21 protein-coding genes are annotated in these 23,036 nt (G+C 72.9%); 13 read left to right on the plus strand and 8 right to left on the minus strand.

Going from position 1 to position 23,036, the window contains the following annotated elements:
- The first annotated feature begins 32 nt into the window (after nt 1-32).
- The 11 genes from ribD to H4F90_RS06740 all read left to right on the plus strand — a co-directional run bounded on the left by ribD (nt 33) and on the right by H4F90_RS06740 (nt 7,673).
- A complete protein-coding gene (gene ribD / locus H4F90_RS06690; RefSeq protein WP_182662611.1) occupies nt 33-1,172 on the plus strand; it encodes a bifunctional diaminohydroxyphosphoribosylaminopyrimidine deaminase/5-amino-6-(5-phosphoribosylamino)uracil reductase RibD in 1,140 nt (379 codons plus the stop codon).
- A 59-nt stretch (nt 1,173-1,231) separates the two neighbouring features.
- Nucleotides 1,232-1,888: a riboflavin synthase gene (locus tag H4F90_RS06695; RefSeq protein WP_182662613.1), complete on the plus strand. Its 657-nt coding sequence runs from the start codon at nt 1,232-1,234 to the stop codon at nt 1,886-1,888.
- 48 nt (nt 1,889-1,936) lie between these two features.
- Entirely contained in the window at nt 1,937-3,031 is a 1,095-nt protein-coding gene (gene ribBA, locus H4F90_RS06700; RefSeq protein ID WP_182662615.1) for a bifunctional 3,4-dihydroxy-2-butanone-4-phosphate synthase/GTP cyclohydrolase II, read from the plus strand.
- Between the two features lie 76 nt (nt 3,032-3,107).
- Nucleotides 3,108-3,572 (plus strand): 6,7-dimethyl-8-ribityllumazine synthase, encoded by a 465-nt coding sequence (gene ribH, locus H4F90_RS06705; RefSeq protein WP_182662616.1) that lies wholly within the window; start codon nt 3,108-3,110, stop codon nt 3,570-3,572.
- Nucleotides 3,569-4,126, plus strand: a complete 558-nt coding sequence (nusB, locus tag H4F90_RS15515; RefSeq protein WP_182662618.1) for a transcription antitermination factor NusB — start codon at nt 3,569-3,571, stop codon at nt 4,124-4,126. The genes ribH and nusB overlap by 4 nt, the downstream gene beginning before the upstream one ends.
- 19 nt (nt 4,127-4,145) lie before the next feature.
- Nucleotides 4,146-4,664, plus strand: a complete 519-nt coding sequence (locus H4F90_RS06715; RefSeq protein WP_182662620.1) for a YbgC/FadM family acyl-CoA thioesterase — start codon at nt 4,146-4,148, stop codon at nt 4,662-4,664.
- A 60-nt stretch (nt 4,665-4,724) separates the two neighbouring features.
- Nucleotides 4,725-5,408, plus strand: a complete 684-nt coding sequence (gene tolQ / locus H4F90_RS06720; protein WP_182662622.1) for a protein TolQ — start codon at nt 4,725-4,727, stop codon at nt 5,406-5,408.
- A gap of 16 nt (nt 5,409-5,424) precedes the next feature.
- Nucleotides 5,425-5,916, plus strand: coding sequence for a biopolymer transporter ExbD (locus H4F90_RS06725; RefSeq protein ID WP_182662624.1), 492 nt, complete (start codon nt 5,425-5,427; stop codon nt 5,914-5,916).
- Entirely contained in the window at nt 5,913-6,860 is a 948-nt protein-coding gene (tolA, locus tag H4F90_RS06730) for a cell envelope integrity protein TolA (protein WP_182662626.1), read from the plus strand. Before H4F90_RS06725 ends, tolA begins: the two co-directional genes overlap by 4 nt.
- A gap of 25 nt (nt 6,861-6,885) precedes the next feature.
- Nucleotides 6,886-7,467, plus strand: coding sequence for a sigma-70 family RNA polymerase sigma factor (locus H4F90_RS06735; protein WP_407926162.1), 582 nt, complete (start codon nt 6,886-6,888; stop codon nt 7,465-7,467).
- An 11-nt stretch (nt 7,468-7,478) separates the two neighbouring features.
- On the plus strand, nt 7,479-7,673 hold the full coding sequence (locus H4F90_RS06740) for a zf-HC2 domain-containing protein (RefSeq protein WP_182662628.1): 195 nt from the start codon (nt 7,479-7,481) through the stop codon (nt 7,671-7,673).
- Nucleotides 7,674-7,713: 40 nt separating this feature from the next.
- Here the strand turns inward: H4F90_RS06740 and H4F90_RS06745 are convergent, their stop codons facing one another.
- From H4F90_RS06745 to H4F90_RS06770, 6 genes are all read right to left on the minus strand, one after another.
- Nucleotides 7,714-8,670: an alpha-E domain-containing protein gene (locus H4F90_RS06745; RefSeq protein ID WP_182662630.1), complete on the minus strand. Its 957-nt coding sequence runs from the start codon at nt 8,668-8,670 to the stop codon at nt 7,714-7,716.
- 55 nt (nt 8,671-8,725) lie between these two features.
- Nucleotides 8,726-10,159: a circularly permuted type 2 ATP-grasp protein gene (locus tag H4F90_RS06750; RefSeq protein ID WP_182662632.1), complete on the minus strand. Its 1,434-nt coding sequence runs from the start codon at nt 10,157-10,159 to the stop codon at nt 8,726-8,728.
- Nucleotides 10,160-10,253: 94 nt separating this feature from the next.
- Entirely contained in the window at nt 10,254-11,309 is a 1,056-nt protein-coding gene (locus H4F90_RS06755) for a transglutaminase family protein (RefSeq protein WP_182662635.1), read from the minus strand.
- Complete coding sequence (locus H4F90_RS06760; RefSeq protein WP_328700836.1) at nt 11,287-14,025, minus strand: circularly permuted type 2 ATP-grasp protein; 2,739 nt, start codon at nt 14,023-14,025, stop codon at nt 11,287-11,289. The genes H4F90_RS06755 and H4F90_RS06760 overlap by 23 nt, the downstream gene beginning before the upstream one ends.
- Before the next feature lie 130 nt (nt 14,026-14,155).
- The gene (locus tag H4F90_RS06765; protein ID WP_182662637.1) at nt 14,156-17,620 is read right to left on the minus strand and encodes a transglutaminase family protein; all 3,465 of its coding nucleotides are present in this window, start codon (nt 17,618-17,620) and stop codon (nt 14,156-14,158) included.
- On the minus strand, nt 17,503-20,415 hold the full coding sequence (locus H4F90_RS06770) for a DNA internalization-related competence protein ComEC/Rec2 (protein WP_182662639.1): 2,913 nt from the start codon (nt 20,413-20,415) through the stop codon (nt 17,503-17,505). The genes H4F90_RS06765 and H4F90_RS06770 overlap by 118 nt, the downstream gene beginning before the upstream one ends.
- Before the next feature lie 78 nt (nt 20,416-20,493).
- Between H4F90_RS06770 and H4F90_RS06775 the strand changes: the two genes are divergently transcribed.
- Together H4F90_RS06775 and H4F90_RS06780 are read left to right on the plus strand one after the other, a co-directional pair.
- Nucleotides 20,494-20,958, plus strand: a complete 465-nt coding sequence (locus tag H4F90_RS06775; protein ID WP_182662641.1) for a RidA family protein — start codon at nt 20,494-20,496, stop codon at nt 20,956-20,958.
- Between the two features lie 8 nt (nt 20,959-20,966).
- Entirely contained in the window at nt 20,967-21,482 is a 516-nt protein-coding gene (locus tag H4F90_RS06780) for a disulfide bond formation protein B (protein ID WP_182662643.1), read from the plus strand.
- Between the two features lie 48 nt (nt 21,483-21,530).
- On the opposite strand, the gene H4F90_RS06785 is transcribed toward H4F90_RS06780, so the two are convergent.
- Together H4F90_RS06785 and H4F90_RS06790 are read right to left on the minus strand one after the other, a co-directional pair.
- Nucleotides 21,531-21,812, minus strand: a complete 282-nt coding sequence (locus H4F90_RS06785; protein WP_182662645.1) for a hypothetical protein — start codon at nt 21,810-21,812, stop codon at nt 21,531-21,533.
- A gap of 81 nt (nt 21,813-21,893) precedes the next feature.
- Nucleotides 21,894-22,925 carry an NAD(P)H-dependent flavin oxidoreductase gene (locus tag H4F90_RS06790; RefSeq protein ID WP_407926163.1) on the minus strand — a complete coding sequence of 344 codons (1,032 nt, stop codon included), beginning with the start codon at nt 22,923-22,925 and terminating at the stop codon, nt 21,894-21,896.
- Nucleotides 22,926-23,036: the final 111 nt, after the last annotated feature.

The raw sequence follows: 23,036 nt of genomic DNA on the forward strand, positions 1-23,036 counted from the left end.
GGCGGTGGGCGGTGGGCGGGGACAATGGTCCGATGCTGCCGCCCCCCGCCCCCGCCCTCCTGCAGGCCGCCCTCGACGAGGCCACGCGCGCGATCGGTCTCTCCGAACCCAACCCCCGTGTCGGCTGCCTGCTGATCGACGCCGAGGGCCGCGAGATCGCCCGTGGCCACACCCAGCAGGCCGGCGGGCCGCATGCCGAGATCGTCGCGCTGCGCGCCGCCGCGGCGGCCGGACGCTCGGTGCGCGGCGCGACCGCCCTGGTCACCCTCGAACCCTGCAGCCACCATGGCCGCACACCGCCCTGCTGCGACGCGCTGGTGGCCGCCGGCCTGGCGCGGGTCGTGGTGGCCAACGTCGACCCCAACCCCCTGGTGGCCGGCCGCGGCCTGGCCCGGCTGCAGGCCGCCGGGCTGCAGGTGGAGCACCTGGCCGACAGCGACTGGGCGCGCGCAGCCCGTGAGCTGAACCTCGGCTTCTTCTCCCGCATGGTGCGTGGGCGGCCCTGGCTGAGGATGAAGGTCGCGGCCTCGCTCGACGGCCGCACGGCGCTGGACAACGGCAGCAGCCAGTGGATCACCGGCGAGGCCGCGCGTCGCGATGGCCATGCCTGGCGACGGCGGGCCACCGCCGTGCTGACCGGCATCGGCACGCTGAAGGACGACAACCCGCGGCTCGACGTGCGCCTGGTCGAGACGAGGGTGCAGCCGATGCGCGTCGTCGTCGACGCGCGGCTGGAGACCCCGCCCTCGGCCCGGCTGCTGCAGCCGCCTGGCCGGGTGTGGATCTACCACGCGGTCGACGCCGAGGCGCCCGAGCATGCGGCCCGCGCGGCTGCCCTGCGCGCCGCCGGGGCCGGCCTGACCCGCCTGCCCGACCCCCAGGGCAAGGTCGATCTGGCCGCCCTGCTCGCGGCGCTGTCGCAGGAGCATGCCGTCAACGAGCTGCATGTCGAGGCCGGGCACAAGCTCAACGGCTCCTTCGTGCGGGCCGGCCTGGTCGACGAGTTCCTCGTCTACCTCGCGCCGCGCCTGCTGTCGGGCGGGCTGCCCATGGCCAGCTTCGGCCCGCTCCGTGCGCTGGACCAAAGCCTGGACCTGCGCTTCGAGCAGGTGGACCCGGTCGGCGAGGACCTGCGCCTCATCGCGCGGCCACCCGGCCGTTCGCAGTTCTGAGGCTCGCGCGCCCGGCCCTTGCGGCCCGGAGGCCGGGGCGGGCCGGCGACAATCCGGCGATGTTCACCGGCATCGTCAGCGGCCTGGGCCGCATCCTCTCCGTCGACCCGCTGGGCGACGGCCCGCAACACGGCAAGCGCCTGCAGATCGAGACCCCGCCCGGCTGGCTGGCCGGTGTGCAGCTGGGCGACAGCATCGCGATCAACGGCGCCTGCATGACCGTGACCGCCTTCGACGCCCCGCCCGAACCGGCGCCCGGCCGCTTCAGCGTCGATGTGTCGGCCGAAAGCCTGCGGCTGACCGCGGGCCTGGACCGGCCCGGCCCCGTCAACCTGGAACAGGCGCTGCGCGCGCACGACCGCCTGGGCGGCCACCTCGTCAGCGGGCATGTCGATGGCCTGGGCACGGTCGAGGTCTTCGAGCCGGTCGGCGAGAGCTGGCTGCTGGCCGTGCGCGCCCCGGCCGCGCTGGGGCGCTTCCTGGCCGTCAAGGGCTCGATCACCGTCAACGGCGTCAGCCTGACCGTCAACCGCGTCGACGATGAGCTGCAAGGCTGCCGCTTCACCCTCAACCTGATCCCTCACACCCTGGAGCACACCACCCTCGGCACGCTCCAGCCCGGCGCGGCGGTGAACCTGGAGGTGGACCTCATCGCCCGTTACGTCGAGCGCATGCTTGCCGCGGCGCCTGGCCTGCCGCCCGTCGCACGCGCCTGAGCCCCCGCCTCCGGGTTGCCCCGGAGGCCCCCCCTACAATCCCGCCCCATGCCGATTGCCCCCGTCCCCGAGCTCGTCGCCGAAATGGCGGCCGGCCGCATGGTCATCCTCGTCGACGAGGAAGACCGCGAGAACGAGGGTGACCTCGTGATGGCCGCCGACCTCGTGACCCCCGAGGCCGTGAACTTCATGGCCAAGTATGGCCGCGGCCTGATCTGCCTGACCCTGACCCGCGAGCGCTGCGAAAAGCTGCGCCTGCCGCCGATGACGCAGCGCAACGGCGCGCAGCATGGCACGGCCTTCACGGTGTCCATCGAGGCCGCCGAGGGCGTGACCACCGGCATCTCCGCCGCGGACCGCGCGCACACCATCCGCACGGCGGTCGCCCGCGAGACGCGGCCCAGCGACCTGGTCCAGCCCGGCCACATCTTTCCGCTGCAGGCCCAGGAAGGCGGCGTGCTGGCCCGCGCCGGCCACACCGAGGCAGGCTGCGACCTGGCCCGCTTGGCTGGCCTGAGCCCCGCCGCCGTGATCTGCGAGATCATGAACGACGACGGCAGCATGGCCCGCCTGCCCGACCTGGAGATCTTCGCGCGCGAGCACGGCCTGAAGATCGGCACCATCGCCGACCTGATCGGCCACCGCAGCCGCCACGAAACCCTGATCGAACGCGTCAGCCGCCGCCCGCTGCAGACCGCCCAGGGCCTGTTCGACTGCACCGCCTACCGCGACCGCTCCGGCAGCGTGCACCTGGCCCTGTCCCTGGGGCAATGGCAGCCCGACGACACGGTGCCGGTGCGCGTGCACGAACCGCTGTCGCTGATCGACCTGCTCGACATCGGCAGCAGCACCCATTCCTGGCCCCTGCCCAAGGCCCTGGCCGCCTTGCAGGAGGCCGGCCGCGGCGTGGCCGTGCTGCTGAACGCTGGCGACGCAGGCGAGAGCCTGCTCGCCGCGCTGGAAGCCAGCGCCCAGGCCGGCCCGGCCCCGCGCGGCCAGTGGGATCTGCGCACCTACGGTGTCGGCGCGCAGATCCTGCGCGACCTCGGCGTGCGCCGCATGCAGCTGCTTGGCAGCCCGCGCCGCATGCCCAGCATGACCGGCTTCGGCCTGGAGGTGAGCGGCTACCTGGCCGCCCGCTGAGCGCCGCGCCCGGCCGCCGGGCCGGGCCTTCGATCGAATCCGCTCCTTCCTGTTCTTTCTCCCCACGGTCCTCCCCATGCAAGGCGCTGATCAAGGCAAGACCGCCCAGGCCCCCGACGGCCGCGGCCTCAGGGTGGCCCTCGTCCAGGCCCGCTTCAACGCGCCGCTGACCGGCGCCCTGGTGGCCGCCTGCCGGGCCGAACTGCTGGCTCTCGGCGTGGCCGAGGCCGACATCAGCCTGCACACCGTGCCCGGCGCGCTGGAAGTGCCGCTGGCGCTGGAGGCGCTGGCGCGCCGCGGCGGCGTCGATGCGCTGGTCGCGCTCGGCTGCATCGTGCGCGGCGAGACCTACCACTTCGAACTCGTGGCCAACGAGAGCGGCGCGGGCGTGACCCGCGTCGGCCTCGACCACCGCCTGCCGATTGCCAACGTGATCCTCACCGTCGAGACCGAAGCCCAGGCCTGGGCCCGCATCGACAAGGGCCGGGACGGTGCGCAGGTGGCGGTGGAGATGGCCCGCCTGATGAAAGCCCTGTCGTGAGCACGCCCAGCCCCCATCCCGAACCGCCCGCGGCCCCTGCGGCGGACGCCGCGCCCGCCCCCGCGCGCCCGCGCGGTCCGCGCAGCGGCAAGCCCGCCGTCCGCGCCCCGGGCCAGAAGTCGGCGCGCCGCCGCTCGCGCGAGATTGCCGTGCAGGGCCTCTACGAGTGGTTGGTCGCCGGCAGCGAGGCCGGCCTCGTCGACGCCCACATGCGTGAGCAGGACGAGTTCAACCTCGCCGACGCCAAGCACTTCGACCTGCTTCTGCACGGCTGCATCGGCGAAGCCACCCTGCTCGACGAGGTGCTGGCGCGCCACACCGACCGCCGGACCGCCGAGCTCTCGCCGGTCGAGCATGCGGTGTTGCTCGTCGGTGCCTACGAACTGCGGCACTGCCTGGACGTGCCCTACAAGGTCGCGATCAACGAAGCCGTCGAGCTGGCCAAGGCCTTCGGCGGCACCGACGGCCACAAGTACGTGAACGGCGTGCTCGACAAGGCCGCGGCCGAGCTTCGGCCGGTCGAGGTCGCCGCCCGTCGCGGCGGCGCACGCTGAGCCCCTTCCCGCGCAAGCCATGTCCACCGATCCCACCCTGCGCTCCGTGCCGGCGCCCGCCGGGCCGGTGGCGTCCGGCACCGAAGTCTTCCGCCACGTGCTGCGCGTCTACTGGGAGGACACCGATGCCGGCGGTGTCGTCTTCTACGCGAACTACCTGAAGTTCTTCGAGCGGGCGCGCACCGAGTGGCTGCGAGCGATGGGCTGGCAGCAATGGAATCTGCGCGAGCGCGAGGACATGGTCTTCGTGATCGCCGACACCCAGGTGCGCTACCTGCGGCCGGCCCGGCTGGACGACCGGCTTGCGCTCAGCGTGCGGGTGCTCGACGCCGGCCGCAGCCGCCTAACCATCGCCCAGCAGGCCTGGCGCCTGCCCGACGAGACCGCCGAGGCCGGCCTGCCCGGCAGCGACGCCCCCGGGCCGCTGCTGGCCGAGGGCGTGATCCGCATCGCCTGCGTCGAGGCCAGCAGCTTCCGCGCGCGCCGCTTCCCCGAACAGCTGCTCAGCCGCCTGCCGCCCCCGGCGGTGCCGGGCTGAACCGGGCGCCCACCCTGCGACGCCTTCCCGTCTTTCCGCCTTCCGACCGAGCCTGCTCGCATGAACTCGCAAGACCTGTCGATCGTCAACCTGATCCTGCACGCCAGCCTGGTGGTGCAGCTCGTGATCGCGCTGCTCGTGGCCATGTCCCTGGCGAGCTGGGCGGCGATCTTCTCGAAGTACATCGGCCTCAAGCGCGTGCGCGAGGCCAACGAGGGTTTCGAGCGCGAGTTCTGGTCGGGCAGCGCCACGCTGCAGGCGCTCTACCAGGAAGCCCTGCACAGTGCCGAGCAGGGCGGGCCGCTCAACCGCATCTTCGCGGCCGGCATGCGCGAGTTCCTGAAGCTGCGCGAGAAGAAGGTCAGCGACGGCGCGGCCCTGCTCGACGGCGCCCGCCGCGCCATGCGCGCAAGCTACCAGCGCGAGCTCGACACCATCGAGTCGCGCCTGTCCTTCCTGGCCTCGGTCGGCTCGATCTCGCCCTATGTCGGCCTGTTCGGCACGGTCTGGGGGATCATGCATGCCTTCACCGGCCTGGCGAACCTGCAGCAGGTGACCCTGGCCACCGTGGCCCCCGGCATCGCCGAGGCCCTGGTGGCCACCGCCATCGGCCTGTTCGCCGCGATCCCGGCGGTGCTGGCCTACAACCGCTTCGCACGCGACATCGACCGCGTCGCGATCCAGATGGAGACCTTCATCGAGGAGTTCTCCAACATCCTGCAGCGCAACAGCAGCGCCGCCTGATCGAAGGGACACCGCCATGCCCGCGATGGCCAGCCGCGGCGGCTCCCGCCGCCGCACGGTGAGCGAGATCAACATGGTCCCGTTCATCGACGTGATGCTCGTGCTGCTGATCATCTTCATGGTCAGCGCGCCGCTGATCTCACCCAGCGCCATCGACGTGCCCTCGGTCGGCCAGGCCAAGCGTGCGCCGGACCGCGTGATCGAGATCGTCGTGGCCAGCGGGAGCCAGCTCAAGCTGCGGGTCAACGGTCGCGACCACGCCACCGTCAGCGCGGCCGACCTGGCCGGCCGGGTCAAGGCCCTGCAGAACCAGGCCGAGCCCGGCCTGACGGACACGCCCAAGGCCGGCGCCCCGGCCGCGGCGCGTGCGGCCGATCCGTCGAGCCTGACCCCGGTGATCATTTCGGCCGACCGCAACATCAAGTACGACGAGGTCGTCAAGGTCATGGACAGCCTGCAGCGCGGTGGCGTGCAGCGCATCGGCCTGGCGGTCAAGACCGGCTCATGACGGCAGCCCCGGCCGTCGCGGCGCGGCCGCTGCGCGACGCCCTGCGTCCGCGCAGCGCCGATGCCCCCGGGCCTGGCATCGGCCTGGCCCTGCTCGCGCACGCGCTGCTGCTCATCGGCCTGAGCCTGAACCTGGACTGGCGCTCCAGCCCGCCCCAGGGCCTGGAGGCCGAGCTCTGGGCTGCCGTGCCGGTGGTGGCCGCACCGCAGGCGGTCGAGCCGCCGCCGCCCCCGCCGACTCCCGCGCCACCGCCCCCGCCCGCTCCCGCCCGCACGGCGCCGCCGCCGCCCCCCCCGCCCCCGCCCACGGTCGACCGCGAAGCCGAGATCGCGACCAAGCGCCGCGAAGCCGCCCAGGCCAAGGCCGAGGCCGAGCGCGAGAAGGCCGAGCAGAAGAAGCGCGAAGCCGCCGAGCAGCAGAAGCGCGAGGAGGCCGCCAAGAAGAAGGCCGAGGCCAAGAAGAAGGCCGAAGCCGAGCAGACCGCCAAGGCCGAGAAGGCCAGGCAGGCGGCGCAGAAGGCGGCCGACGAGAAGGCCCGCCGCGAGGCCGCCGAGGAAGCCACCCGCGAAGCCATCCGCAGCGAGCAGCTCAAGCGCATCGCCGGCCTGGCCGGCGCCACGGGGGCACCGAACGCCAGCGGCAGTGCCCTGCAATCGGCCGGGCCCTCGGCCAGCTACGCGGGCCGGATTGCCGCCCGCATCCGACCGAACATCGTCTACACCGAGAACCTGTCGACCAACCCGATCGCCACCGTCCGCATCGAGGTCACGCCCGAAGGCCGGATCCGCGGCATCCGCCTGGTTCGCAGCAGCGGTGTGAAGAGCTGGGACGACGCCGTCGTCCGCGCGATCGCGAAGACCGAGGTGCTGCCGCTCGACATCGATGGCAGCATCCCGCCCGAAATGGAACTGGTCTTCAACCGCCAGGATCTCGGCATCCGCTGAGCTGCCCCCCGCCCAAGGACGTACCGTGTCGAACGAGATGGCCCACCTGCTCGAAGAGCTGCGTCCGCAGCTGATGCGCTATGCGCGCTTGCAGACCCGCAACGAGGCCTGGGCCGAGGATGCGGTCTCCGAGACGCTGCTGGCCGCGCTGGAGAAGCCGGGCAGCTTCGCCGGCCGCTCGCAGCTCAAGACCTGGCTGATCGGCATCCTCAAGCACAAGCTCGTCGACCAGCTGCGCAAGCACAGCCGCGAGATCACCGTCGGGCAGCGCAGCGAAGCCGAGGAGGACCGCCGCGACGAGATCGAGGCCCTGCTCTTCGACGACAACGGCGGCTTTCGGGACATGCCGGTGGAATGGGGCGACCCCCAGGCCGTGATCGGCCAGCAGCAGTTCCTGGCCGTGCTCGACGCCTGCGTCGAGGTGCTGCCCGAGCGCCTCGGCCGCGTCTTCATGATGCGCGAGTGGCTGGAACTGGAAACCGAGGAGATCTGCAAGGAACTGGGCATCACCTCGACCAACCTCTGGGTCATGCTGCACCGCGCCCGTCTGCGTCTGCGGGAATGCCTGCAGCTCAACTGGTTCGGTGAAACCTCCCCGGCGGCCTGAGCCCGAATGCCATGAAGTTCCTCGACCGAAGCTGCCTCGAAGCCGCCCGCCTGCTTTCCAAGCGGGCCGATGATCGCCTGACGCTGATCGAGCGCCTGGCCCTGCGCCGCCATCTGGCGGTCTGCGGGGCCTGCCCGCGCTTCGCACGGCAGGTGGACCTGCTGCGCCACGCGGTCGGGCGCTGGAAGCAGTACACCCAGGACTGAAGCCCGGGCCGCGGGCGCGACACGGCGCCCGCGGCAGGGTTCAGGCAGGGACCAGGAAATCGCGGCTGATGCCGAAGCCCAGGTCGTTGACCCGGTCGAGGAAGGCCGTCAGGTAGGCGTGCAGGCCGGTGGCGAGGATCTCGTCGATCCGGCCGTAGCGCAGGTCGGCCCGCAGACGGCCGGCGCGGCGACGGGTTTCCTCGCTCTGCGTGTTGGCGACCAGCTCCAGGTTCGAGACCACCTCGTTGATGCAGGCCGCCAGCGAGCGCGGCATGTCCGGACGCAGGATCAGCAACTCGGCCACGCGCTCGGGGCGGATGGTGTTGCGGTAGACCTTGCGGTAGACCTCGAAGCCCGACACCGAGCGGAGCACGCTGCTCCAGTGATAGAAGTCGACCTCGTGCGGCTCGCGCTGCACGCCCTCACCGAAGAACTCGCTGTCGGCCGCGTGGTACTTGGCGTCGAGCAGGCGGGCGGTGTTGTCCGCACGCTCGAGGAAGGTGCCGATCCGCATGAAGTGGAAGGCATCGTCCTGCAGCATGGTGCCGAGCGTGACGCCGCGCGACAGGTGCGAACGGAACTTGACCCATTCGAGGAACTCGGCCGGATCGCGGCGGTGGGCCCCGCCGGCGATCAGGCGCTTGAACTCCAGCCAGGTGGTGTTGGCCGTCTCCCAGACCTCGGTGGTCAGGGTGCCCCGCACGGCGCGGGCGTTCTCGCGGGCGGCCCGCAGGCAGCTGTGGATGGAGGCCGGGTTGGCTTCGTCGGCCACCATGAAATCGATCACCGCGCGCGGGCTGATCTTGCCGTGCTTGGCCAGGAAGTCGCGCAGCAGTTCGGAGATGCCGAGCAGGCCGCGCCAGCCCTGCTCGGCGGCCTCGCTGGACTGTGGCAGCAGCGAGGCCTGGTAATTGACGTCGAGCATGCGGGCGGTGTTCTCCGCCCGTTCGGTGTAGCGCGCCATCCAGAAGAGGTGGTCGGCGGTGCGCGAAAGCATGGTGGTCTCCCGAAAGGCGTGGATCGATGCGTCTTGGCGTCGCGGCGGTCCGCGATCAGGATTCGAGAACCCAGGTGTCCTTGGTGCCCCCACCCTGCGAGGAATTGACGACCAGCGACCCTTCCTTCAGCGCGACGCGGGTCAGCCCGCCCGGCACCATCTGCACCGACTTGCCGCTCAGCACGAAGGGCCGCAGGTCGATGTGGCGCGGCGCGATGCCGCTCTCGACATAGGTCGGGCAGGTCGACAGCGCCAGCGTAGGCTGGGCGATGTAGTTGGCGGGATTGGCCAGCAGATGGGCGCGGAAGGCTTCGATCTCGGCCTTGCTGGCCGCCGGGCCGACCAGCATGCCGTAGCCACCGGCCCCGTGCACTTCCTTCACGACCAGCTCGGCCAGGTGGTCGAGCGTGTACTGCAGGTCGTCCTTCTCGCGGCAGAGGTAGGTCGGCACGTTCTGCAGGATGGGTTTCTCGCCGAGGTAGAACTCGATCATCTTCGGCACATAGGGGTAGATGGACTTGTCGTCCGCCACCCCGGTGCCGATGGCATTGCAGAGCGTGACATTGCCCTGGCGGTAGACGTCGAGCAGGCCGGCGCAGCCCAGGGTCGAATCGGGCCGGAAGGCGGTCGGGTCGAGGAAGTCATCGTCGACGCGGCGATAGATCACGTCGATGCGCTTGGGACCCTGCGTGGTCCGCATGTAGAGGTAGCCGTCCTTGACGAAGAGGTCCTGGCCCTCGACCAGCTCGACCCCCATCTGCTGCGCCAGGAAGGCGTGCTCGAAGTAGGCCGAGTTGTACATGCCCGGCGTCAGCACGACGACGGTGGGATCGTTCACGCCCGAGGGCGAGACGGTGCGCAGCGTCTCCAGCAGCAGGTCGGGGTAATGCGCGACCGGCGCGATGCGGTGCCCCTCGAAGAGCTCGGGGAAGAGCCGCATCATCATCTTGCGGTTCTCGAGCATGTAGCTCACGCCGCTGGGCACGCGCAGGTTGTCCTCCAGCACGTAGTAGGTGCCGCTGCCGTCGGGCTGGGCAGCCCGCACGATGTCGACCCCGGCGATGTGCGAGTACACGCCGCCGGCCACGTCGACGCCGACCATCTCGGGCCGGAACTGCGCGTTGCGGGTGATCTGCTCGGCCGGGATGATGCCGGCCTTGAGGATCTCCTGGTCGTGGTAGACGTCGTGGATGAAGCGGTTGAGCGCGTTCACGCGCTGGCGCAGGCCCTTCTCCATCTCGCGCCATTCGTGCGCCGGGATGATGCGCGGGATCAGGTCGAAGGGGATCAGGCGCTCGGTGCCCGAGCCATCCTCGTCCTTTGCGCCGTAGACGGCGAAGGTGATGCCCACCCGTCGGAAGATCAGCTCGGCCTCGTCGCGCCGGCTGCGCATCGTTTCCGGCGACTGACCCTGCAGCCAGCGGCCGTAGGCCTCGTAGTGCTTGCGGACTGCCGCGTCGGCGGCGTGCATTTCGTCGTAACGTTTCATCGTGATTCCCTCAAGCCGAAGGGATCAGTGCAGGGATTGTGCCGACCCAGGGCGGTGCGTCGGATCGGGGCTTCGACGCACTCCTGCACAGTGATCAGGCGATTTCGCCCAGACGCGTGCTGACGCGCACCGAAAGCGTGTGGGCACTGCCGCCACGGATCACGCCACGCAGCGGCGTGACGTCGCTGTAGTCGCGGCCAGTGGCCACACGCACATGGCCGGTGCCGGGCACGCAGTCGTTGGTCGGGTCCAGCTCCAGCCAGACGCTGGAGCCGTCAGCCTGCGGACAGGCCACGGCCAGCCAGGCGTGGGATGCGTCGGCCCCCTGCAGCTTCTCCTGGCCCGGCGGGGGCTCCGTGAGCAGGTAGCCGCTGACGTAGCGGGCCGACAGGCCCAGGCCGCGCAGCGCGCCGATCATCAGGTGGGCGAAATCCTGGCAGACCCCCTCGCGGCGCGCGAAGGCATCGAGCACCGGGGTGTTGATCTCGGTGCTGGCCGGGGCGTAGCGGAAGTCGCGGTAGACGCGGTGCATCAGGTCGAGCGCGCCCAGGTGCACCGGCCGACCCGGCGGAAAGCTGGCCAGGGTGTAGGCGCGCAGCCCGGCATCGCGCAGCACGGCCGGCGGCAGCATCGGCGAGGCATAGCGGGCCGCCAGGCCGAGATCGGGCACCGGCGCCTGCGGATCGGCGACAGGCGCCTTCAGGCCGGCCGGCGCGCGGTAGCGGCCCAGGTCGCGCGCATCGTCCCAGGCCAGGCTGTGGTCGGGACAGGCACCGGCCGCCGGCCCGAGCACGACACGGCTGCGGGCCCGCACCAGAAGATGGCGATGCGGCCGCGCCAGGCCGAAGTGGGTGCGCGGATTGCCCCAGGCATCGGGCGCGTCGATGCGGTGGTTCGGCACCGGGTCGATGCTCAGGCTGTGCGCGGCCAGCTGCTGCAGGCCGGCATCCTCGCGCGGGCGCAGATAGGCCAGGTGCTGGGCCAGGTCCACCGGGCTGGCATAGGCGTAGTGGGTCTCGTGCTCGACCTCCAGCACGACCGGCCCGACACGTGGTGCAGCCTTGCGGGCCGCGGGCGGCAGCGCCGTCGCGGCCTCGGCCGCGGGGGCCGCCTCGGGCGGGGACGGCTCAGGAGGCAAGTCGTCGGTCATGGCCGGTCGCCAGGGCGAAGTAGCGCTGACCCAGCGCGTCGGACAGGCTGCTGCCCGCCGCGCTGAGGCGGTCGCAAAGGGCGATCACCGCGGCGCGGTCGGCCTGCGGATCACGATCGGCCTCCGTCGGCTCGGCCAGGGCCGCCAGCGACAGGCCCACGCCCTGTTCGGGCAGGTGGGCCAGCAAGGTGGCGTGGGCATCGGCCGGGTCGGAGGCGCCGGGCGGGTCGGGCAGCTTGCGCAGCTCGGTGCGCAGGCGGCGCAGCACGCAGGCCAGCGAGCGCGGGTTGGTCTCGTCCATCACCAGCGCGGCCAGCAGGGCCAGCGGCTCCAGCCGACCCTGGTAGCGGGCGCGGTAGGTGATGGTGCTGTCGGTCAGGGCCAGCAGGCTGTCGAAGCCGGCGGCATGGGCCAGGGCACCCGCCTCGAAATAGGACTTCAGGAGGTTCGACAGGCCGATCAGGCGTTCGGCCAGGCGGCCGACGCTGAGCAGGCGCCAGCCGTCGTCGCGGGTCATGCGGTCGGTCTGGGTGCCGGTCAGGGCGGCGAGCTGCTGGGCCAGGCCGTCGAGCGCGGCCAGCGTCGCCTGGCTGCCCAGCTCGGGCACGCTGCCGCCGGGCACGGGGCCGCCGAGCGCGCTGACCTCGTCGATGCCCTCGGGCCGCGGACGGCGCAGGCGGCGGGCGAACTCCTCCCCCATGGCCCGCACCAGGCGGCTGGCCTCGGGCGAGAGCCGCTCGCGCAGCGAGCCGGCCACGCGCTGCAGGGCCGCAAGGTTGTAGGCGATGCTGGCCTGGCCGCGGACATCGCCCAGGGCGGCCGCCACCGCACGCTCGAACACGCGTGGCGCGACCGCCATCGAGGGCACGCCCCAGCCGACCAGGCCGGTGTCGCGGGCCAGGCGGCTCATGGCCTCCAGCACGGGCGGGGGCAGCTCCTCGTCCTCGGCCACCAGGGTGGCCAGGGTCTGCGCACAGCGCACCAGGTGCTCGGTGCGCTCGGTGTAGCGGCCCAGCCAGAACAGGTTCTCGGCGGTGCGGCTGGCCACGGGGTGGCGGTAGTCGGCCAGATCCTCGGGCCGCAGGGCGGCCGGCAGCATGGAGTAGGTGTCGACCGGGCCCTCGGTCAGCACCCAGGTGTCGAGGCTGGCGCCGCCGCGCTGCATCGACAGGGCATGCGGGTCGCGGGTCGCGATGCGGGTCATGCCGCCCGGCAGGATGCGGTGGCCGCCCCGGCCGTCGGCGATGGCGTAGACACGCAGGATGGCCGTGCGCGGCACGAGCTGGCCACCGGGCTGCCAGACGGGCGTCTGGGCATGCGGCAGGTCGAGCTGCAGGGTGTAGGCCTCGGGGTCGGCCTCGATGCGGCGGGTCCAGGCGGCGCGTTCGATCGCGTCGAGCTGGGCGCCGACGACCGGCTCGAAGTGCCGGCTGTCCGGGTAGCTCGGGCGGATCACGCAGCGGCCGAGCTGGCCGCGGCCGGCCGCCCAGGCGGCCGCCTCGCCGCACCACCAGGTCGGCAGGGCCGGCAGGCTCAGCTCCTCGCCGAGCAGGCGGCGCGACAGGGCCGGCAGGAAACCGGTGATGCCCGGCGATTCGAGGAAGCCCGCGCCCAGGGCGTTGGCCACCAGCACCTGGCCGGCACGCACCACCTTGAGCAGGCCGGGCACGCCCAGGGCCGAGTCGGGGCGCAGCTCCAGGGGATCGCACCAGTCGTCGTCGAGGCGACGCAGCAGACCATGGATGGGCACCAGGCCCTGCACGGTGCGCATGAACAGGCGTTCGCCGCGCACGGTCAGGTCGGCCCCCTCGACCAGGGGCAGGCCGAGGTAGCGGGCCAGGTAGGCCTGCTCGAAATAGGTTTCGTTGTAGGGACCGGGCGTCCACAGCGCGACGCGCGGCGGACCATCGCCGGCGGCCCGGGCGATCGGCGCGGCCAGGGCGTCGAGCTTGTCGACCAGGGCGCGGTAGCTGGACGCCAGGTGCTGCACGCGCAGCTCGCGGAAGGGCTCGGCGAACACGCGCGAGGCGATCAGCCGGTTCTCCATCACATAGCCCAGGCCGGAGGGCGCCTGGGTGCGCTGGGCCACCACCCACCAGTGGCCCTGGGGGCCGCGCGCCAGATCGAGCGCGGTCACGTGCAGACGCAGGCCGCCGGGCGGCGTGCTGCCATGCAGGGCCTGCAGGTAGCCGGGATGACCCAGCACCAGGGCCGGCGGCAGCAGGCCGTCGGCGATCAGACGCTGCGGGCCGTAGGCATCGTCCAGGATGGCCTCCAGCAGCCGCACCCGCTGGCCGACGCCGGCCTCGATCTGCCGCCACTCGCCGGGCTCGACGAGGAAGGGCAGCAGGCCCATGGACCAGGGCCGGTCGACGGCCACGCCATCGCTGCCGTAGACGTTGTGGGTCACGCCGTCGCGCAGGATCTGGGCCTGCACCTCGGCGGCGCGCTGGGGCAGCTCGGCCCAGCCGCTGCGGCCGAGCTGACCGAAGAAGCGCCGCCAGGGTTCGCGCAGGCCGCCACGGCCCGCGGGCTCGGCCGCCTCGGGGGCGACATGGTCCTCGGGCGGCTCGGTGTGAGGCTCGGGAGCCGGACCGCGCAGCTCGTCGAAATGGCCGGCCACGGCCGGCTGCGCCACGCTCAGGGCGTGGGCGCAGGCGGCCTCGGCGGCAGCCCGTTCAGCATCGGAATCCGGATCGAGAGGCAGCGGCAGCACGGAAACAGGAAGACAGACGTCGGCGTGGGAAGGCGCCCGGATGCACCCGGCCCATGCCGGGACCTTGCCCCCACGCGACAGCAAGCAGGACCCGCCCCGTGCCGCGGCCGGGGCGGGCGCGGACCGGGGGTCAGCGGCGCACGCGCAGGTCCAGCGTGAAGGGGAACTCCCGGCTCGGCTGGGCCGGCACCAGATCGATCTTGCCCGGCGTGTGGCCGAAGGCGAAGAAGCGCGCCAGTCGCCGGCTCTCGGCCTCGTAGGCATTGATCGGGAAGGTCTCGTAGTTCCGGCCGCCCGGGTGGGCCACATGGTAACGGGCGCCCCCCAGCGAACGCTGCAGCCAGCTGTCGACCACGTCGAAGCTCAGCGGCGCATGCACGCCGATGGTCGGGTGCAGGGCCGAGGGCGGCTGCCAGGCGCGGTAGCGCAGGCCGCAGACGAACTCGCCGACCCGGCCGGTGGGCTGCAGCGGCAGGGCGTGGCCGTTGACGGCGACGATGTGGCGGTTGCCGTTGAGGCCGCTGACCTTGACCTCCAGCCGTTCCAGCGAGCTGTCCACGTAGCGCACGGTGCCGCCAGGCGCCCCCTCCTCGCCCATCACATGCCAGGGCTCGAGCGCATTGCGCAGGCTCAGCTTCAGGCCGGCCGCGGCCACTTCGCCGATCAAGGGGAAGCGGAACTCGAAGTGCGGGGCGAACCAGGCCGGATCGAAGGCGAAGCCGACCTCGGCCAGCTCGGCCAGCACGTCGTCGAAGTCCATCTGCACGAAGGTCGGCAGCAGGAAGCGGTCGTGCAGCTCGGTGCCCCAGCGGGTCAGGCGGGTGGCGCCACGGCCGCGGTGCGGCGTCTTCCAGAACCAGGCGATCAGCGCCCGCAGCAGCAGCTGCTGGGCCAGGCTCATCCGCGCGTGCGGCGGCATCTCGAAGGCCCGCAGCTCCAGCAGGCCGAGGCGGCCCGTGGGGCCGTCGGGGCTGTAGAGCTTGTCGATGCAGAACTCGCTGCGGTGCGTGTTGCCGGTGACGTCGATCAGCACATTGCGCAGCGCGCGGTCGATCAGCCAGGGCGGCACGCCGCCCGCCTGGTCCCACAGGCCGATCTGGCGCTCCAGCTCGTTGAGCGCGATCTCCAGCTCGACGACCTGGTCGTTGCGGGCTTCGTCGACCCGCGGCGCCTGGCTGGTCGGGCCGATGAACATGCCACTGAACAGGTAGCTCAGGCTGGGGTGGTTGTGCCAGTAGGTCAGCAGCGAGCCGAGCAGGTCGGGCCGGCGCAGGAAGGGGCTGTCGGCCGGGGTGGCGCCGCCCAGCACGAAGTGGTTGCCGCCCCCCGTGCCGGTGTGGCGGCCGTCGACCATGAATTTCTCGCTGGTCAGGCGCACCTCGTGGGCGGCCTGGTAGAGGAATTCGGTGTGGTCGACCAGCTCGTCCCAGTCGTGGGCCGGGTGGATGTTGACCTCGATCACGCCGGGGTCGGGCGTGACCTGCAGGATCTTCAGGCGCGGATCGCGCGGCGGCGGGTAGCCCTCCAGGATGACCGGCATGGCCAGCGTGCGGGCGGTGGCTTCCAGCGCGGCAAGCAGGTCGAGGTAGTCGTCCAGCGCAGCCAGGGGCGGCATGAACACGTAGAGCGTGCCGTTGCGGGCCTCCACGCAGAGCGCGGTGCGGGTGATCCAGCCGGCCGATTCGTGGCGCTGCGGCCAGCGGGCGGCGGACGGGTCGCTGCCGGGGGCCGCGGCGGCTTCGCCGCGCGAACCGGGGCACTGGGCGCCTGCGGCCTCGCCGGCCGGGCCGTCGAAGCCTGCCGCCTCCGCTGCCGGGAAGGCCGGCGGCATCGGGTCGCCGAGGCCGGCCAGGCCAGAGGCGCGGGCGTACTGCATGCGCAGCGCCGCGGCCTCGGGCAGCGCGCTGCGCGCGGCGAAGGGATCGGCGTCGTAGAAGGCCTGGCGCTCGCCGGGCACGGCCCAGGGCAGGGAATCGAGCGGCAGGCGGTAGCCCATGGGCGAGTCGCCGGGGATGAGGTAGAGGCGCTCATCGCGCAGGAACCAGGGGCCGCTGGTCCAGCGCGGTCCCTGCAGGGCCGGGTCCCAGGGCTCGCGCTTGAGCGGCAGCAGCCAGCCCACGGTGTGCTTGAGGCCCTGCTCGAAGACGCGGCGCAGGCGGTCACGCTCCAGTTCGTCGTCGAGGCGGCTGTCGTGCGGATCGACGTTGACCGGCAGCCGGCGCTCGCGCCACAGGTAGTAGAAGGCGTCCTCGAAGCCGGGGCGGATGTGCTCGCCGCCGCAGCCGAGCAGGCCGGCCAGGTGGCGGATGAAGGTCTCGGCCTCGGCCGGGCCGTGGCCGGCGGGCTGGCGCTCGTCGGCGAAGAGGCCGGGATCGGTCCAGCAGGGCTGGCGGTCGGCACGCCAGGCGATGGTCAGGGCCCAGCGCGGCAGCTGCTCGCCCGGATACCACTTGCCCTGGCCGAAGTGCAGGAAGCCGCCCTGGCCGTACTTCTCGCGCAGCTTGTGCACCAGGTCGACGGCGTAGTTGCGCTTGGTCGGGCCCAGGGCGGCGGTGTTCCATTCGGCGGCGTCGCGGTCGCTGACGGCGACGAAGGTCGGCTCGCCGCCCTGGGTCAGGCGCACGTCGGCCGCCGTCAGCGCGGCGTCGACCTGCTCGCCCAGGCGCAGCACCTCGGCCCACTGGCCGTCGGTGTAGGGCTTGGTCACGCGCGGCGATTCGTAGATGCGGGTGACCGACATCTCGTGCACGAAGCTGACCTCGCACTCGTCGACCGCGCCCGTCACGGGGGCGGCGCTGGACGGCTCGGGCGTGCAGGCCACGGGGATGTGGCCCTCGCCGGCCAGCAGGCCGGAGGTCGGGTCCAGGCCGATCCAGCCGGCACCCGGCAGGTAGACCTCGCACCAGGCGTGCAGGTCGGTGAAGTCGACCTCGGTGCCGCTCGGGCCGTCCAGGGCCTTCACGTCGGCCTTGAGCTGGATCAGGTAGCCCGAGACGAAGCGCGCCGCCAGGCCCAGGTGGCGGAAGGCCTGCACCATCAGCCAGGCCGAGTCGCGGCAGCTGCCGCTGGCCTTGGTGAGGGTCTCCTCCGGCGTCTGCACGCCGGGCTCCATGCGGATCAGGTAGGCGATGTCCGACTGCAGGCGCTGGTTGAGGCTGACGATGAAGTCGATCGTCCGCACTTCCTCGCGCGGGATGCTGTCGACGAAGGCCTTGAACTTCGGCGTCAGCTCGCCCTTGACCAGGTAGGGCGCCAGGTCGTGCTTGAGACCGGCCTCGTAGGTGAAGGGGAAGGTCTCGGCCTCGGGCTCCAGGAAGAAGTCGAAGGGGTTGTAGACCGCCATCTCGGCGACCAGGTCCACCGTGATCTTGAACTCGCTGGTCTTCTCCGGGAAGACCAGGCGGGCCAGGTGGTTCGAGAAGGGGTCCTGCTGCCAGTTGATGAAGTGCTGGGCCGGCTCGATGCGCAGCGAGTAGCTCAGCACCGGCGTGCGGCAGTGCGGCGCCGGGCGCAGGCGCACGACCTGCGGCGACAGGTTGACGCGGCGGTCGTACTTGTAGTGGGTGACGTGGTGGAGCGCGACGTGGATGGCCAAGGCCCTCTCCTCGGGTTTTCGGAAATCGGTCGGTGATCGGCATGGCCGCGGCGGCTTGACACGCCAACGGCCACAGGCTTTCCATCATGCCGGGCGGCTGTGTCTTCACGACCACAGCCGGCGTGGCAGGCGGGCTCGTTCCCCGGCGGACCGGCAGCAAGTTCCGAGCCATCGGACCCCCCCGCCCCCCGGGCCTGCCAGTGCCGCCGCGCCTGCGCACGCCAGCATGTGGCGCCGTCGGGGCCCAGCTGCCAGGCCCCGCAGTGCGGCGTCTCGATCAGCGCAATGCCGCGGGCGGCCAGGCGCTCGCGCAGCGCCGCGGCCGGGTGGCCATGGCGGTTGCGGTGGCCGGCCTGGGCGAAGGCCGCCCGCGGCTGCACCGCATCGAGGAAGAAATCGTGGCTGCTCAGGCCGCTGCCGTGGTGGGCCAGCATCAGCCATTCGGCCCGCAGGGCGGGCGGCGGGCCGGCGGCGTCCGGATCGCCGACGCGGGCCAGGCGCAGCTCCTCGGCCCGGCCGATGTCGCCGGTCAGCAGCAGGCGCTGCGGCTGCGGCAGGCCGCCGGGCAGCTCCGGCCAAGCCCCCGCCACCCGCAGCACGCAGGAGCGGCCGTTGGACGGTACGGCCGGGTCGGCCAGGGTCGCGGCATCGGGATGCAGCCAGTCGAAGCGCACGCCATCCCACTGCCAGCCCTGGCCGGCCTCGCAGCGCCGCCAGGGCCAGCCCTGGCGCGTCGCCAGGGCCGCCAGGGCATGGTCGGGCGGCAGCGAGGTGTGCACGGTACCCGGCGGCAGGCCCTCGATCAGCGCCGCCGCCCCGCCGATGTGGTCGGCATCGCCATGGCTGAGCACCAGCGCATCCAGCCGGCGCAGGCCCAGGTGGCGCAGCAGCGGCAGCAGCACCCGTTCCCCGGCCTCGCTGTCGGGGCCGAAGCGCGGCCCGGCGTCGTAGAGCAGCGCATGGTGGCGGGTCCGCAGCAGCACGGCCGAGCCCTGGCCGATGTCGGCGGCGAGCAGCTGCCACGCGCCCTCGGGCAGACGGGCGGGTGCCGGCAGCAGCATGGGCAGCATCAGCGGCAGGGCCAGGACGCGCAGCCGCAGCGGCAGCGGGGCCACCGCCAGCAGGCCACCGAACAGGCCTGCCGCCACCGCCCAGGCCGGTGCGGCCGGTGCCGTCCACACCCCGGGGCCCAGCGCCTGGCCAAGGGCCTGCAAGGCCTCCAGGCCGGCATGCAGGCCGCCCAGGCCCCAGGCGGTCAGATCCCACAGCGGCGGCAGCAGCACGCCCGCCAGGCTCAGCGGCATCAGCAGCAGGGTGACCAGGGGCACGGCCAGCAGATTGGCCAGCAGGCCGAGCGGTGCGAACTGCTGGAACAGCAAGAGGCCCAGCGGGGCCAGGCCCAGGGTGATGCGGGCCTGGCCGAGCACGGCCGGCCGCAGCGAGCGAGCGGCCGCGCGCAGGGCGGCCCGGCCGCGTGCGGTGAAGCCTGCGGCGACCGCCACGGGGGCGTCCGCGACGCGACCGGCCGGCTCGCCGAGCATGAGCATCGCCACCGCGCCGAAGCTCAGCCAGAAGCCCGGCTGCAGCAAGGCCCAGGGGTCCATGAGGGTGACCAGCCAGGCCACGGCGCCGAGCGTGAGCGGCCAGGGCCAGCGCAGGCCCAGGCTGCGCAGCAGGGTGAAGGCCGCCAGCATCAGCACGGTGCGCTGTGCCGGCACACCCCAGCCGGCCAGCCGCGCATAGGCCAGGGCCGCCAGCAGCCCGCCCCAGGCGGCGGCGTGGGGCGCGGGCAGCCTCAGCGGGAGGCGACCTGCGCGGGCCCAGGCGCGGCGGATCAGACCACCCGCGAGCCAGGCGAACAGCGTGACATGCAGGCCGCTGATCGACATGAGGTGCGCGATGCCCGTGTCGCGGTAGAGCGCCCAGTCGCGCCGCTCGATGGCCGCTTGGTCGCCCACGCTCAGCGCGGCGATCACCCGGGCCTCGCGTTCACCGGGCCGGGAGGGCAGGGCTTCGGCCGCGGTGGCCGGCAGTTCGCCGGCCCGCGGCGGGGCGCCGACGAGACGGCGGAAGATGGCCTCGCGCAAGGCCTCGCGCAGGCTGTCAAAGGCCAGCCCGGGCGCCGGCGCGAGCCGCTGCGGCGGCGGGTGGGGACGCACGCTGCCGGTCGCGCCGATGCCCTGCTCGAACAGGGCCAGCTCGCGGTCGGGCAGGCCCGGGTTGGCGAGGGCATGGGGACGCTGCAGCTTCAGGGTCCAGCGCCAGCGCTCGCCACTGCGCAGTGGGGGCAGCGGCGGCTCGCCGGGCCAGCGGTTCCAGGCAAGGCTCAGCCGCTGAGGCAGCCGCCGTGGCCGGCCATCGGCCGTCCAGGCCGCCTCCACCTCGACCTGGAAGCGCCAGCCGGCCGCCTGCGCCTGCGGCAGGCCGGTGATGCGCCCCTGGACCTGCAAGGCCTGGCCTTCGAGGGCTTGCGCCAGCCGGTCGGCCAGACGGGCCCGGGCACGGAACTCGGTTGCTGCGAAGACGACTGCGGCCATGGCCAGGACAAGCAGCGCCGGAACGAGGGCCCCTGCGCTCCGGCGGGCCCGGCGCCACGACGCCGAACCTCGGCTCGCCGGGGCGGCCTCGCGCCCCTCGGCCAGGCGCCGCAGGCCGGCGGCCAGGGCCACCGCGGCCAGGCCCAGCCCCAGGGCCACCGGCCCGCGATGCGGCAGCAGATCGGCCTGCTGGAGCTGCACCGCCGCCCCCGCCAGCCCCGCCAGCGCCAGGGCCGTGAGCATGCCGGCGGAGGCCATGCGGGCCAGTGTAGGATCGTCGCCGCTCGGCGCCAGGGGGCTCTTTTCCCTCGGACGAGCGAGCTTGGAGAGTCCCCGATGAGCACCGTTGCGCAACGCCTTGCCGACCTCGGCATCACCCTGCCGCCGCTGGCGATTCCGGCCGCGGCCTATGTGCCCTTCGCGCGCAGCGGCTCGCTGATCTTCCTGTCCGGCCACATCGCCAAGCGCGATGGCAAGGTCTGGACCGGCCGCCTCGGCGAGGACCTGGACACCGCCACCGGCGCCGCGGCCGCACGGGCTGTCGGCATCGACCTGCTGGGCACGCTGAATGCCGCGCTCGACGGCGACCTGGAGCGCGTGCTGCGCATCGTCAAGCTGATGAGCCTGGTGAGCAGCACGCCGGCCTACACCGAGCAGCACCTCGTCACCAACGGGGCCTCGCAACTGATGGGCGAGGTCTTCGGCCCGACGGTCGGCGCGCATGCACGCAGCGCTTTCGGCGTGCCCTCGCTGCCGCTCGGTGCCTGCGTCGAGATCGAGCTGATCGCCGAAGTGCGTTGAGGGCGGCGATGCCCTCCGCCCTGCACACCCCGCCGCGTTCGGTCTTCGCGCGCATGCCGCGCGGGGTGCTGGCGCTGATCGCGCTGGCCGCGCTGGCCGCCGTGGGGCTGGCCCTGCTCTCGCAGCATGGCTTCGGCATGCAGCCCTGCCCGTGGTGCATCTTCCAGCGCGTGCTCTACCTGGCGCTGGCCGCGGTCGCGCTGATCGGCTGGATCAGCAAGCCGCGCCTGGCGCAGACCGCTGCTTCGATGGGGGTGCTGGTCCTGGCCCTGGGCGGCGTGGCTTCGGCGGTCTTCCAGCACAAAGTGGCCGCGCTCGATGCAAGCTGCGCCCTGACCCTGGCCGACCGTTTCCTGATGGCCACCGGCCTCGAAACCACCCTGCCCTGGCTCTTCCAGGTGACGGCCACCTGCATGGACGCCGCCGGCTACCGCCTGCTGGGCCTGGGCTTCGAGGTCTGGAGCGGCGCGCTTTTCGCGCTGCTGGCCCTCACCGCGCTGCGCCTGCTGCTGGTGCGGCGCTGAAGCCTGCGCAGCGGCCCTGCGCCATGGCGCAGGGCGCGAGGACAGGGCTCAGCGGCTGGCCGCCTGCTCCATGGCCTTGCCCGCATCCTTCAGCGCCTTGCCGACCGATTCGGCCGCGCCTTCAGCCGCCTTGCCGGCCGCCTCGCGGGCTTCGGCGGCGGCCTTGCCCAGGTCTTCGGCCGCATCCTTGAGCTTCTCGTTCGGACGGCGGTCGAGGGCGTCGTTGACCTTGTCCTGGGCCTGTTCGATCAGGCCCTCGGGCTTCTTCTCGCAGGCGCTCAGGCCCAGGGTCAGCGGGAGACAGACGGCAAGCAGCAGCAAAGGACGCATGGCATTCCTCGATGGCGGTGAAGGGACGCAGACCGTAGCACGCAGGCCGTCCGGCGTCGCGCGGGAGGGCGCTCGACCGCCTCAAGCGCCCCAGCCGGCCGCCAGCTCCCGCGTGAGCTGAGCGGCCGGCACGGGGCGGCAGCCGCTCAGGTTCTGTCCGGCCCACAGCGAGGAGAAATCGCTGCGGCCCCGTGCCTCGGCCGCCGTGCGCAGCGGCGCCAGCGCACCGGTGGCCAGGGGAAAGGCCGGGGCCAGCGGGCTGAGCGGGCCCAGCTCGCGCATCAGGCGATTGACCAGACCGCGCGCCGGCCGGCCGGTGAAGAGCCGGGTGAGCTGGGTCGGCCCGGGATCAGGCGCCTGCAGCGCGGCGCGGTGCAGCGGCGTGATCCTCGCCTCCGGACACAGCAGGTAGGCCGTGCCGACCTGCACGGCCCGGGCGCCGAGGGCGCGCGCGGCTGCCACGCCGGCCGCATCGGCGATGCCGCCAGCGGCGATCACCGGCAGCGGCACGGCCCGCACGATCTGCGGCAGCAGCGCGAAGCTGCCGAGCTGGGTGGACAGATCGTCCGACAGGAACATGCCGCGATGGCCACCGGCTTCCAGGCCCTGGGCGATGACGGCATCCACGCCGCGCGCGGCCAGCCAGCGCGCCTCCGCCACCGTCGTGGCCGAGGACAGGATGCGACCGCCCCAGGCGCGGATGGGCGCGAGCAGCGCCTCGTCCGGCAGGCCGAAGTGGAAGCTCACCACAGGTGGCCGGAAGGGCGCGATGCACGCCAGCACTTCGGCATCGAAGGGCCGGCGCCCCGGGCCGGCCTCGGCCTGCGCCGGATCCAGGCCGAGCTCCTCGTAATAGGGCCGCAGGGCCTCGACCCAGGCGGCCTGACGCTCGGCATCCGGCGTCGGCGGCCGATGGCAGAAGAAATTAAGGTTGTAGGGCCGGCCGGCAGCCTGCAGGCGCTGCAGTTCCGCCACCAGGGCGTCGGGCGCCAGTTGCGCCGCGGGCAGCGAGCCCAGGCCACCGGCCTCGCCGACGGCCAGGGCCAGGCCGGCATCCTGCGCGCCGGCCATGGGGGCCTGGATGATCGGCAGATCGAGGGGAAGGGGCTTCATCGGGAGCATTCTCCAGGGACGGCAAGCCCGGTCGTGCGGGCGGCTCAGGCCGTGAGCCTGGCTGGGGCTGCGCACCGGGTCGCCCAGGAAAAACGGCCGCGGTCCCCGGGG

Origin of the sequence: Aquariibacter albus, assembly GCF_014145335.1 — a bacterium.
Lineage (GTDB): Bacteria > Pseudomonadota > Gammaproteobacteria > Burkholderiales > Burkholderiaceae_C > Aquariibacter > Aquariibacter albus.